At 70.0% G+C, this 11,633-nt stretch carries 10 protein-coding genes and 1 pseudogene; 7 read left to right on the top strand and 4 right to left on the bottom strand.

From position 1 onward, the window contains the following. Positions 1-161 precede the first annotated feature (161 nt). Complete coding sequence (locus P3L51_RS31840; protein ID WP_354608803.1) at positions 162-389, top strand: hypothetical protein; 228 nt, start codon at positions 162-164, stop codon at positions 387-389. Between the two features lie 184 nt (positions 390-573). Here P3L51_RS31840 and P3L51_RS31835 read toward each other — a convergent pair whose 3' ends face one another. Continuing rightward, a complete protein-coding gene (locus P3L51_RS31835) occupies positions 574-1,326 on the bottom strand; it encodes a methyltransferase domain-containing protein (protein WP_354608804.1) in 753 nt (250 codons plus the stop codon). 41 nt (positions 1,327-1,367) lie between these two features. Beyond that, complete coding sequence (locus P3L51_RS31830) at positions 1,368-1,964, bottom strand: DUF3043 domain-containing protein (protein ID WP_354608802.1); 597 nt, start codon at positions 1,962-1,964, stop codon at positions 1,368-1,370. Positions 1,965-2,236: 272 nt separating this feature from the next. On the opposite strand from P3L51_RS31830, the gene P3L51_RS31825 reads away from it, so the two are divergent. The 5 genes from P3L51_RS31825 (at position 2,237) to P3L51_RS31805 (ending at position 8,728) form a co-directional block, all read left to right on the top strand. Next, entirely contained in the window at positions 2,237-3,034 is a 798-nt protein-coding gene (locus tag P3L51_RS31825; RefSeq protein ID WP_354608801.1) for a PspA/IM30 family protein, read from the top strand. Positions 3,035-3,043: 9 nt separating this feature from the next. Next, positions 3,044-3,325, top strand: coding sequence for a PspA-associated protein PspAA (gene pspAA, locus P3L51_RS31820; RefSeq protein ID WP_354608800.1), 282 nt, complete (start codon positions 3,044-3,046; stop codon positions 3,323-3,325). A gap of 165 nt (positions 3,326-3,490) precedes the next feature. Then, entirely contained in the window at positions 3,491-4,726 is a 1,236-nt protein-coding gene (locus P3L51_RS31815) for a sensor histidine kinase (RefSeq protein WP_354608799.1), read from the top strand. Further along, positions 4,723-5,409 (top strand): response regulator, encoded by a 687-nt coding sequence (locus P3L51_RS31810; RefSeq protein WP_354608798.1) that lies wholly within the window; start codon positions 4,723-4,725, stop codon positions 5,407-5,409. Before P3L51_RS31815 ends, P3L51_RS31810 begins: the two co-directional genes overlap by 4 nt. Before the next feature lie 145 nt (positions 5,410-5,554). Further along, a complete protein-coding gene (locus P3L51_RS31805; protein WP_354608797.1) occupies positions 5,555-8,728 on the top strand; it encodes an efflux RND transporter permease subunit in 3,174 nt (1,057 codons plus the stop codon). Between the two features lie 93 nt (positions 8,729-8,821). Here P3L51_RS31805 and nadA read toward each other — a convergent pair whose 3' ends face one another. Then, positions 8,822-10,018 carry a quinolinate synthase NadA gene (gene nadA, locus P3L51_RS31800; RefSeq protein WP_494338552.1) on the bottom strand — a complete coding sequence of 399 codons (1,197 nt, stop codon included), beginning with the start codon at positions 10,016-10,018 and terminating at the stop codon, positions 8,822-8,824. 280 nt (positions 10,019-10,298) lie between these two features. Here nadA and P3L51_RS31795 point away from each other — a divergent pair, with 280 nt between their 5' ends. Further along, a complete protein-coding gene (locus tag P3L51_RS31795) occupies positions 10,299-10,655 on the top strand; it encodes a HesB/IscA family protein (RefSeq protein ID WP_078077727.1) in 357 nt (118 codons plus the stop codon). 114 nt (positions 10,656-10,769) lie between these two features. Here the strand turns inward: P3L51_RS31795 and P3L51_RS31790 are convergent. After that, positions 10,770-11,633, bottom strand: a pseudogene (locus tag P3L51_RS31790) (hypothetical protein); the annotation flags it as partial.

Below are 11,633 nucleotides of genomic sequence, written 5' to 3'. Positions count from 1 at the left end.
GATGTGTATAGGAGACAGGGGCGGGGGAGTCCGTCGGGGGCTCCGGTGCCGAGCAGAGTCAGTTCCACGCGGTTGATCCTCCCGTGTCGGCGCGCTGGGTGCTCGCCCGGCTACGCTGCGGGCAGCAGACAGATCATTGTGGCGGGCCCCGGGAGGCGGACATGGCGTGGACGTGGCGGTTCGAGAAAGCCGACGGGACGGAGGTCCGGCCGGCCGTGGAACCGGAGGAGTTCACCACGCAGGGCGACGCCGAGTCCTGGGTCGGTGAGGCCTGGAAGGAGCTGCTGGAGGGCGGCGCCGACCAGGTGACGCTCTTCGACGACGGCAGCAAGATCTACGGACCGATGAGCCTCCAGGCCGATCCGGAGACCGTGCCCGACGAGACCTGACAACGGGTTCGCGGCTGTCCTCGGGTGCCGCAGGGGCCTGGCCCCTCCGGCACCCGAGGAGAGAGCCGTCCGCCTTCCGGACCGTCCCTTCCGGACCGTCTCGGTCGTCCCCGTGGTGCTCACATCGGTACGGACGCGGCGCGGTCACCCGCGTACGCCCGACCGCTCCCGTGGACCGCCGCGATCAGCCGCGTACGCCGCACAGGTGCAGCAGCGCCGCGACCCTTCGGTAGGGCTCGGTGCGCCCCGCCCGGTCCTCAGCGGCCAGCAGCCGCTCCAGTTCGGCCGGCGGGGGCAGCTCCGCGTCGTTGGCCATGTTGTCGGAGAAGACACGCACCCCGTACCAGGTGTGCAGCGGCGCCGCGATCCCCGCGAGCGTCGCCGTCAGCGCGGACAGCCGGTCCGCGCGGACCCGCAGACCCAGCCTGTTCGTGTACGTGGGGGAGTCGAAGGCGTCCAGCGCCCCCGTCCAGTCCCCGGCGATTCCCGGCCGCAGGGCCAGCGCGTCCGCGTTCCGTACGAGCAGCGAGAGCAGCCCCCCGGGCGCCAGCATCCTGGCCAGCCCCGCGAGCATGGCGTCCGGCTCCTCGACGTACATCAGCACGCCGTGGCAGAGCACCACGTCGAAACTGCCCGGCAGGAAGTGCACCCCGGTCTGCAGCCCGTCGCCCTCGACCAGGCTGACCCGCTCACGGATCCCGGCGGGCTCGACTTCGAGCGCCTCCCGCGCGAAGGCCATCATCGCGGGATCGGGCTCCAGCCCGGTCACCGTGTGCCCGGCGCGCGCCAGCCGGAGCGCCTGGGTGCCCTGGCCCATGCCGACGTCCAGGACCCGCAGCCGCTGTCCGACCGGATAGCGCGAGGTCAGCTGCTCGTCGAGCTGCCGGGAGACCAGCTCCTGACGGACGATGTTCCGCAGCCCGCCGAGTCCGGCCAGCCAGTCGGCCGAACCCCCCGTGAAGCCGGATGCCCCAGTGCTCAGGGCCGGTCCCCACGCTTGACCTGCGGCTTGGGCAGGCGCAGTCGGCGCATCTGGAGCGTACGCATCAGCGCGTAGGCCACGGCGCCGCGCTTGGGCTCGTCCGGGAAGCGCAGGGCGAGCTGCTTCTTCAGCCGGATCCAGATGCCGATGGAGTCGACGACGATCAGCACGATGATGCCGAGCCAGAGCAGCAGCGCGATGTTCTGCAGCTGACCGACGCGGACCATGCTCAGTACGAGGATGATCACGGCGAGCGGCAGGAAGAACTCGGCCATGCAGAAGCGCGCGTCCACGTAGTCGCGGACGAAGCGGCGCACCGGGCCCTTGTCACGGGCCGGCAGATAGCGCTCGTCACCACTGGCCAGCGCTTGACGCTGCTTGGCCAGATCGACACGGCGCGCCTCGCGCTGCTTCTTCATCGCCGACTTGCGGTCGGTCGGCGTCGTCGAGGCACGACGACGCTGCGTCTGGGCCTCACTGCGCTTGGGGGTCGGGCGGCCCTTCGGGGCCTGCGGGTCACGGGTCTGAGTGGAGAGGTCGGCCGTCACCTTGTCGGCGGTGGCCTTCTCGTCCTTGGCGCGGCTACGGAACACAAAGCCCAAGGGTACGGGGTGATGTCCGGGCGACCCACCCCCGAGGGGAACGATCCGGCAACGGCGGGCGTCTGTACTGGTGCAGAGGGGACCAAGCGCCCACTGCCCCCGAAGGTCACCTACTCCCTGCGCCGGAGCGACATGGGGGCCAGTCGTCCTTGGGGATGAGCCCATCCGTTCCCGAACAGTGCGGTAATAGAGACAGGGCCCGTACTGTGGGTTCTGTAGGAGTGCTGGATCCGGAGTCCGTCAGAAGGGGGCGCGCGAAGCCCATGAGCGGTGTGATGAAACGTATGGGGATGATCTTCCGCGCGAAGGCCAACAAGGCCCTTGACAGGGCTGAGGATCCGCGCGAAACCCTCGACTACTCGTACCAGAAGCAGCTTGAGCTGCTTCAGAAGGTGCGCCGCGGTGTCGCCGATGTGGCCACGTCGCGCAAGCGGCTGGAACTGCAGCTGAACCAGCTCCAGGGCCAGTCCACCAAGCTGGAGGACCAGGGCCGCAAGGCACTGGCGCTCGGCCGCGAGGATCTGGCGCGTGAGGCGCTGTCCCGCCGCGCCGCGCTCCAGCAGCAGGTCAGCGATCTGGAGACGCAGCACACCACGCTGCAGGGCGAGGAGGAGAAGCTCACTCTCGCGGCCCAACGTCTCCAGGCCAAGGTCGACGCCTTCCGTACGAAGAAGGAGACCATCAAGGCGACCTACACGGCCGCGCAGGCGCAGACCCGGATCGGGGAGGCCTTCTCGGGCATCTCCGAGGAGATGGGCGACGTCGGCATGGCCATCCAGCGTGCCGAGGACAAGACCGCGCAGCTCCAGGCACGGGCCGGCGCGATCGACGAGCTGCTGGCCTCCGGCGCCCTGGACGACCACTCGGGACTGGCGAAGGACGACATCGCCGCCGAGCTGGACCGGATCTCCGGTGGTACGGATGTAGAGCTGGAGCTTCAGCGGATGAAGGCCGAGCTGGCCGGCGGTTCGTCGTCGCAGCAGGCCATCGAGGGTGGTGCGGCCGACCGTCAGGAAGGCGCGCAGCCCTCGCAGACGCCGAACAAATTCGACAAGAGCTAAGGGCACGTCATGATCGTACGGATCATGGGGGAGGGCCAGGTGGAGCTCGGGGACAGCCACCTGGCCGAACTGGACAAGCTCGACGACGAACTTCTCGCCGAGATCAACGCGGACGACCAGGACGGCTTCCGCCGGACCTTCCACGCGCTCCTCGCCAAGGTGCGCGAGCTGGGCGAGGCGGTGCCCGACGACTCCCTGGAGCCGTCGGGGCTGATTCTGCCCGCCCCGGGCGCCACGCTCGAAGAAGTACGCGCACTGCTCAGCGACGACGGTCTGATCCCCTCCCCCTGACCCTCCGGCCGTCCCTCGCACCACGCTCCGGCACTCCCGATGCCCCGTGCCTCACCGCACGGGGCATCGTGCTGATCCCCCGCGGACACCTCGTGGATCGCACCGGAGGAGGACCGCCGGTGACCGGATCGGTCCGTACGCCGCCGCACGCCGTACCGTTCGGTTGTGACCTCACTCGGAACCGGCTTCGACCGCGTACGAAGCTGGCTGCGGGCCCACCCACTCGCGTTCGACGCCGGGCTGGCCGCGGCCGTGCTCGTGTGCATGGTGGCCGGCGCGTTCGCCGACCCGCGCTCCCGCCACGAAGCGTTGCCCGCGTTCGGCCAGGAGGCCCCCGGGCTGCGCAGCGTGGTCCTGATGGTCCTGGGGGCGGGCGCTCTCGTCTTCCGGCGCCGCAACCCCCTCCCCGTGCTTGCCTTCACCGGGGTGGTGAGCGTCGCCGAGCTGCTGACCAGCGACGCGGTCTCGCCGGTCGCGATGAGCACCGTCATCGCCGTCTACACCGTCGCCTCGCGCACCGACCGACCCACCACCTGGCGCGTCGGCCTCGCCACCATGGCCACGCTGACGGTCGCCGCGATGCTCTCCGGCCCCACCCCCTGGTACACGCAGGAGAACCTCGGCATCTTCGCCTGGACCGGTATGGCCGCCGCCGCCGGTGACGCGGTACGCAGCCGCCGGGCCTTCGTCGACGCCATCCGGGAGCGCGCCGAGCGGGCGGAACGCACCCGTGAGGAGGAGGCGCGCCGCCGGGTCGCCGAGGAGCGGCTGCGGATCGCCCGCGACCTGCACGACGTCGTCGCGCACCACATCGCGCTGGTCAACGTCCAGGCGGGCGTCGCGTCGCACGTCATGGACAAGCGCCCCGACCAGGCCAAGGAGGCGCTGGCTCACGTACGCGAGGCGAGCCGCTCCGCGCTCAACGAACTGCGCGCCACCGTCGGCCTGCTCCGCCAGTCCGGCGATCCCGCCGCCCCCACCGAACCGGCCCCCGGCCTCGCCCTGCTCGACGAGCTGGTCGGCACCTTCCAGCACGCGGGCCTCCCCGTGGAAGTGGCCCGCGGCGAGGCGGACGGGCGCCTGCCCGCCGCCGTCGACCTCGCGGCGTACCGCATCATCCAGGAGGCGCTGACCAATGTGCGCAAGCACGCGGGCCCCGGCGCGAAGGCCGAGGTGAGTGTCGTACGGGTCGGCCCGACCGTCGAGGTCACCGTCCTCGACGACGGCACCGGCACCGGAGAGCCCGCCGACGGCAGCGGCCACGGTCTCCTGGGGATGCGTGAGCGCGTCACGGCCCTCGGCGGCACCCTCAACGCGGGCCCCCGCTACGGAGGCGGCTTCCGTACGCAGGCGATACTGCCGGTCAAGGCCCGTACGGGGCGGTCGGGGGAGGACACATGACGATCAGAGTGCTGCTGGCCGACGACCAGACACTGCTGCGCAGCGCGTTCCGGGTGCTGGTGGACTCGGAGCCCGACATGAAGGTCGTCGGGGAGGCCGCCGACGGGGCCGAGGCCGTGGCACTGGCCCGGTCCGAGAAGGCCGACGTCGTCCTGATGGACATCCGGATGCCCGGTACGGACGGGCTCGCCGCCACTCGCATGATCAGCGCCGATCCGGAGCTGGACGGGGTGCGGGTGGTCATGCTGACGACTTTCGAGGTCGACGAGTACGTGGTGCAGTCGCTGCGGGCCGGCGCCGCCGGCTTCCTCGGCAAGGGGGCCGAGCCCGAAGAACTCCTCAACGCCATCCGGATCGCCGCCGCCGGTGAGGCCCTGCTGTCGCCCGTCGCGACGAAAGGGCTCATCGCCACCTTCCTGGCGCAGGGCGGCAGCGCGGGCGAGGGACCCGACTCGGCGGCGTACGCCAAGCGGCTCGCCGCCCTGACGGTGCGCGAGCGCGAGGTCCTCGTCCTCGTCGCCGGCGGCCACTCCAACGACGAGATAGCGGAGCGTCTGGTGGTCAGTCCGCTCACCGTCAAGACCCATGTCAACCGGGCCATGGCGAAACTGGGCGCACGGGACAGGGCTCAATTGGTGGTAATCGCCTACGAATCGGGCCTGGTACGTCCAAGGGTGGAGTAGACCCCCACCGCTGCGTACTCCAGGCGCGGTATGCGACCCGTAAGGAAATCGACCTGGGGTCGACCGACAGGGCCTCTCGGATGGCAGATCGTATAGAGGGGCCCCTGCGCCCTTCTGCACGCGTACACCACAGAAGAGAGACCCCATGTCCTGGCTGTCCAGATTCAGCCTCGCGCAACGGGCCCTGATAGGGCTGATATCGATCATCGCGCTCGTCTTCGGAGCGATCGCGATCCCCCAGCTCAAGCAGCAGCTGCTGCCCTCCATCGAACTTCCGATGGTCTCGGTTCTCGCCCCCTACCAGGGCGCTTCGCCCGATGTGGTCGAGAAGCAGGTCGTCGAACCGATCGAGGCCTCCATCGAGGCCGTCGACGGAATCACCGGTGTCACCTCCACGGCGAGTGAAGGCAATGCCGTGATCATGGCCAGTTTCGACTTCGGCGGTGATGGCTCGAAGCAACTGGTCGCCGATATCCAGCAGGCCGTGAACAGGGCCCGCGCGCAGCTCCCCGAGGACGTCGACCCGCAGGTCATCGCCGGCTCGACGGACGACATCCCGACCGTCGTCCTCGCCGCCACCTCGGGCGAGGACCAGCAGGCGCTCAACGACCGGCTGGAGCGCACGGTCGTCCCGGCTCTCGAGGACATCGAGGGCGTCGGCCAGGTCTCCATCGACGGAGTCAGGGACCTCCAGGTATCCGTCACCCCCGACGAGAAGAAGCTCGCGGCCGCGGGCCTCAACTCCATGGCCCTCTCGGAGGCGCTGAAGGCGGGCGGCGCGACCGTTCCGGCGGGTTCGTTCTCCGAGGACGGCAAGAGCCGCACCGTGCAGGTCGGCGGCGGCTTCACCGACCTGAAGCAGATCGAGGACCTGCGGGTCGGCGGTCCGCAGGCGGGCGCCCCCCAGGGTGGACAGGGCAGTGGCCCCGTACGCCTGGGCGACATCGCCACCGTCAAGCAGGAGCCGTCCGAGGCGACGTCCCTGACCCGTACGAACGGCGAGCCCAGCCTCGCCGTGATGGCCACGATGGACAACGACGGCAGCGCCGTCACCATCTCCAACGCCGTCAAGGACAAGCTGCCGGACCTCCGTAAGGACCTCGGCGACGGCGCCGAACTGACCGTGGTCAGCGACCAGGGCCCGGCCGTCTCCAAGTCCATCTCCGGCCTGACGACCGAGGGCGCGCTCGGTCTGGTCTTCGCCGTGCTCGTGATCCTGGTCTTCCTGGCCTCGATCCGCTCGACCCTGGTCACCGCGGTCTCCATCCCGCTCTCCGTCGTCCTGGCGCTGATCGTGCTCTGGACCCGCGACCTGTCGCTCAACATGCTGACGCTCGGCGCGCTCACCATCGCGATCGGCCGCGTCGTCGACGACTCGATCGTGGTGCTGGAGAACATCAAACGGCACCTGGGCTACGGCGAGGAGCGCGAGTTCGCGATCACCTCGGCGGTCAAGGAGGTCGCGGGCGCGGTCACCGCCTCCACGCTCACCACGGTCGCGGTGTTCCTGCCGATCGGCCTCGTGGGCGGCATGGTGGGCGAGCTGTTCGGCTCGTTCTCGCTGACGATCACGGCGGCCCTGCTGGCGTCGCTGCTCGTCTCGCTCACCGTCGTACCGGTGCTCTCGTACTGGTTCCTGCGCGCCCCCAAGGCCGTACGCGGGATGGACCCCGCCGAGGCCCGCCGGATCGCGGAGGAGAAGGAGTCCAACAGCCGGATGCAGGGGCTGTACGTCAAGGTCCTGGGCTTCGCGACCCGGCGCCGGGTCACCAGCGTCGTCCTGGCCTTCGTCATCCTGCTCGGCACGTTCGCGATGGCACCGCTGCTCAAGACCAACTTCTTCGACCAGGGCGAGCAGGAAGTCCTCACCGTCAAGCAGGAGTTGGCGCCGGGCACCAGCCTGGAGACGGCCGACGCGGCGGCGAAGAAGGTCGAGAAGACCCTCGACGGCTTCGACGAGATCAAGGACTACCAGGTCACCGTCGGCTCCTCCGGCTTCATGGCGGCGTTCGGCGGCGGTACGGGTGCCAACCAGGCGTCCTACCAGGTGACCCTGAAGGACTCGGGGACGTACGAGAAGACCAGCGACGCCATCGACGAGGCCCTGGGCAAGCTCGACGGCGTCGGTGAGACGACCATCACGGCCGGCGACGGCTTCGGCAGCCAGGACCTGAACGTCGTCGTCAAGGCGTCCGACGCCGAGACCCTGGCGAAGGCCGCCGAGCAGGTACGGGACGAGGTCGCCGGTCTCGACGACGTCACCGACGTCCAGAGCGACCTGGCGCAGAGCATCCCGCGTATCTCGGTCAAGGCGAAGCCCGAGGCGGCCGAGGCCGGGTTCAACGACGCCACGCTCGGCATGGCCGTCGGTCAGGCCGTACGGGGTACGCCGTCCGGCAAGGCGACCCTCGGTGACACCGAGCGCGACGTGTACGTCACGTCCGAGAAGCCGGCCAGGACGATCGCCGAGCTGAAGGCGCTGCCGCTCGGCGGCGTGAAGCTCGGTCAGATCGCCGACGTGAAGCTCGCGCCGGGTCCGCTGTCCATGACCCGGATCGACGGCTCCAGGGCCGCCACGATCACCGCGAAGCCCGTCGGTGACAACACCGGCGCGGTCGGCACCGCGCTCCAGTCGAAGATCGACGCGCTCGACCTGCCGGAGGGGGCGACCGCCTCCATCGGCGGCGTGGCCGAGGACCAGGACGAGGCGTTCATGCAGCTGGGGCTCGCCATGCTGGCGGCCGTGGCGATCGTGTTCATGCTGCTGGTCGGCACGTTCAAGTCGCTGATCCAGCCGCTGATCCTGCTGGTCTCCATCCCGTTCGCGGCGACCGGCGCCATCGGTCTGCTGCTGCTCACCGGTACGCCGCTCGGTGTGCCGGCGATGATCGGCATGCTGATGCTGATCGGCATCGTGGTGACCAACGCGATCGTGCTGATCGACCTGATCAACCAGTACAGGCGGCAGGGGCTCGGCGTCGTCGAGGCGGTCATCGAGGGCGGCAGGCACCGTCTGCGCCCGATCCTGATGACCGCGCTGGCCACGATCTTCGCGCTGCTGCCGATGGCGATGGGGATCACCGGCGAGGGCGGCTTCATCGGCCAGCCGCTGGCCGTGGTGGTGATCGGCGGTCTGCTCACGTCGACGCTGCTGACGCTGCTGCTGGTGCCGACGCTCTACTCGATGGTCGAGCTGCGCAAGGAGCGCCGCGCCAAGAAGAAGGCGGCGAAGCGCGCGGCGAAGCCGGGCGGCACGGACGGCGGCGACGGTACGCCGCCGCGCTCCGACGCGCCGTCGCCGGAGCCGGTCAACGTCTGACCGAGGACCGGGGCCATGAATGAGTAAGGGGCGCCCGCCATTGGCGGGCGCCCCTTACCGCTGCTCCGTACGGCGTACCGCCGCGGACACGCTCTACGGCAGCGCCAGCATCCGCTCCAGCGCCAGCTGGGCGAAGTCCGCCGTCTCCTTCTCGACCTGGATCCGGTTGATCTCCTTGCCCTCGGCGAGCGATTCGAGCGTCCACACCAGGTGCGGCAGGTCGATGCGGTTCATCGTCGAGCAGAAGCACACCGTCTTGTCGAGGAAGACGATCTCCTTGTCGTCGGCGGCGAATCGGTTCGCCAGCCGCTGCACCAGATTCAGCTCGGTGCCGATCGCCCACTTCGAGCCGGACGGCGCCTCCTCCAGCGTCTTGATGATGTACTCCGTCGAGCCCACGTAGTCGGCCGCGGAGACCACCTCGTGCTTGCACTCCGGGTGGACCAGCACGTTCACACCGGGGACCCGCTCGCGGACGTCGTTCACCGAGTCCAGCGAGAAGCGGCCGTGCACGGAGCAGTGGCCGCGCCACAGGATCATCTTCGCGTTCCGCAGCTCCTCGGCCGTCAGACCGCCGTTCGGCTTGTGCGGGTTGTAGAGGACACAGTCCTCCAGCGACAGCCCCAGGTCCCGTACGGCCGTGTTGCGCCCCAGATGCTGGTCGGGCAGGAAGAGGACCTGCTCGCCCTGCTCGAAGGCCCAGGTGAGGGCGCGCTCGGCGTTGGACGAGGTGCAGATGGTGCCGCCGTGCTCGCCGGTGAAGGCCTTGATGTCGGCGGAGGAGTTCATGTACGAGACGGGGACGACCCGCTCGGCTATGCCGGCGTCGGTCAGCACGTCCCAGCACTCGGCGACCTGTTCGGCCGTCGCCATGTCCGCCATGGAGCAGCCCGCGGCCAGATCCGGCAGGACGACCTTCTGGTCGTCGGCCGTCAGGATGTCCGCCGACTCGGCCATGAAGTGCACGCCGCAGAAGACGATGAACTCGGCCCCGGGGCGCGCGGCGGCGTCCTTGGCGAGCTTGAACGAGTCCCCGGTCACGTCGGCGAACTGGATGACCTCGTCGCGCTGGTAGTGATGGCCGAGGATGAAGACCTTCTCCCCGAGCTTCTCCTTCGCCGCGCGAGCGCGTGCGACCAGATCCGGGTCGGACGGCGACGGCAGGTCGCCGGGGCACTCCACGCCGCGCTCGCTGCGGGTGTCGGCCTCGCGGCCGAGCAGGAGCAGTGCGAGGGGCGTCGGCTGGACTGCGAGATCCTGACGGGCTTGGGCCGTGGTCACGTCACGCACCCTTTCTTCTCTGCGGAGGAGCCTTTTCGTCTAATTGACGTTATCTATCATAACCGCTTCACGTCACTTTGACGATGTCGATAGCGTCGATGTGACGCATTCCCGGGAACGTGACCCGTGCCGCTCCCGAGCCGGGTGTGCGAGCATGAAGAGAAGAGCGACAGACGAGGCGAGCGGCGTGCCCGGAATGAATCCGTGGCCATGACGGTTGTAGCTGTCGGCAATGAGTCCGTACGTCCCCTGCCTCCGGCGGGGAGGCCCCACCCCGGGAGAGAAGCAGATGTCCGTATCGGACGAGACCACCACCGTGAGCGACGGCATCCTCCTGTCCGACGCCGCCGCGGGCAAGGTCAAGGCCCTGCTCGACCAGGAAGGCAGGGACGACCTCGCGCTGCGCGTCGCGGTCCAGCCCGGCGGCTGTTCCGGTCTCCGTTACCAGCTGTTCTTCGACGAGCGCTCGCTGGACGGCGACGTCGTCAAGGACTTCGACGGCGTCAAGGTCGTCACCGACCGGATGAGCGCCCCGTATCTGGGCGGCGCCTCGATCGACTTCGTCGACACGATCGAGAAGCAGGGCTTCACGATCGACAACCCCAACGCCTCCGGTTCCTGCGCCTGCGGCGACTCCTTCAACTGATCGCCGGTCGCGGTTCGGCATCCGCGAGTCGCACGCCCCGTGAACGGGACAGTGAAAGGCGGCGGCCCCCTCGACCGGGGGCCGCCGCCTTTCGCGTGCGCCGTTGCCTCCGGGCTACTTCCGCGAGGGCACGGCATCGCCCGTGACCGCGTCCAGGACCTTCCGGTCCCCGAGCGGCCGGTCCAGTGTCACCTTCTCGGTGAAGCTCTTGGCCATCGCGATGCACACCCCGCCCTTGGGGGCCGAGTCGACCACCTCCACCCGCACCGAGGACCCGCTCTCGTCCGCCCGCAGGGAGTACTCGCCGCACACGCCGGTCGTGAAGCGCACGCTCAACGTGCTGCCGTCGGCGGTGTACGTCTCGATCGGCGACCCCTTCTCGCCGTCCCGAGGCTCCTCGGCGGGGGGTGCCTCGTCGCCGCCGTTGCCGCCCCGCGTCAGATACTCCGCAAGCACCGCCGTCCGGGCGACGGTCGATGCCGGGCCGCCCCCGGCGGGCGCCACCTCGAACCACCACGACGGTACGAGCGCTGCCCGCCCGTCCACCTGCCGCGCCGCGAGTCCGAAGACCGCCTTGTCCACATCCACCGGCGTGGGCTTTGCCGGCTCCGCGCCCTTGTCCCCGGGCCGGCACGGGGCCGCGGGCTCCCGCCCGTCCTCGTGCGGCACCGCCGACGCGCAGCCGCCGATCCCGCTCGTGCCGGGGGCGTTCGACGCCTCGTTGAGCAGCTTCAGCGCCTCGGCCGCGCCCACCACCGGATACTCGGCCCCCTTCGCGGGCGCCTTCAACTTCCCGCTGCCGGCCACCACTTGGCCGTCCGCGCCGATCTGGATACCGGTGGACCAACCGTACGTCGGCAGCCCGCCGATCACCGGCGCGGCGTTCACCACCCGTACGGCGCCCATCAGTTGGCCCGCGTCGAGGGCCGCGTCCCGCTGGCCCAGCGCCTCCAGCACGGGCGCGGCGGCCTTCTTCGC

The organism is Streptomyces panacea, from assembly GCF_040560175.1.
GTDB lineage: Bacteria > Actinomycetota > Actinomycetes > Streptomycetales > Streptomycetaceae > Streptomyces > Streptomyces panacea.
Note: the sequence above shows the minus strand (reverse complement) of the source record. Positions and strands in the feature narration are given on the sequence as shown.

Bases quoted from the DNA above. Each gene is read 5' to 3' on its own strand.
- P3L51_RS31840 (WP_354608803.1), top strand. From the start codon at position 162: ATGGCGTGGACGTGGCGGTTCGAGAAAGCCGACGGGACGGAGGTCCGG.
- P3L51_RS31795 (WP_078077727.1), top strand. From the start codon at position 10,299: ATGTCCGTATCGGACGAGACCACCACCGTGAGCGACGGCATCCTCCTG.
- P3L51_RS31805 (WP_354608797.1), top strand. From the start codon at position 5,555: ATGTCCTGGCTGTCCAGATTCAGCCTCGCGCAACGGGCCCTGATAGGG.
- pspAA (WP_354608800.1), top strand. From the start codon at position 3,044: ATGATCGTACGGATCATGGGGGAGGGCCAGGTGGAGCTCGGGGACAGC.
- P3L51_RS31825 (WP_354608801.1), top strand. From the start codon at position 2,237: ATGAGCGGTGTGATGAAACGTATGGGGATGATCTTCCGCGCGAAGGCC.
- P3L51_RS31810 (WP_354608798.1), top strand. From the start codon at position 4,723: ATGACGATCAGAGTGCTGCTGGCCGACGACCAGACACTGCTGCGCAGC.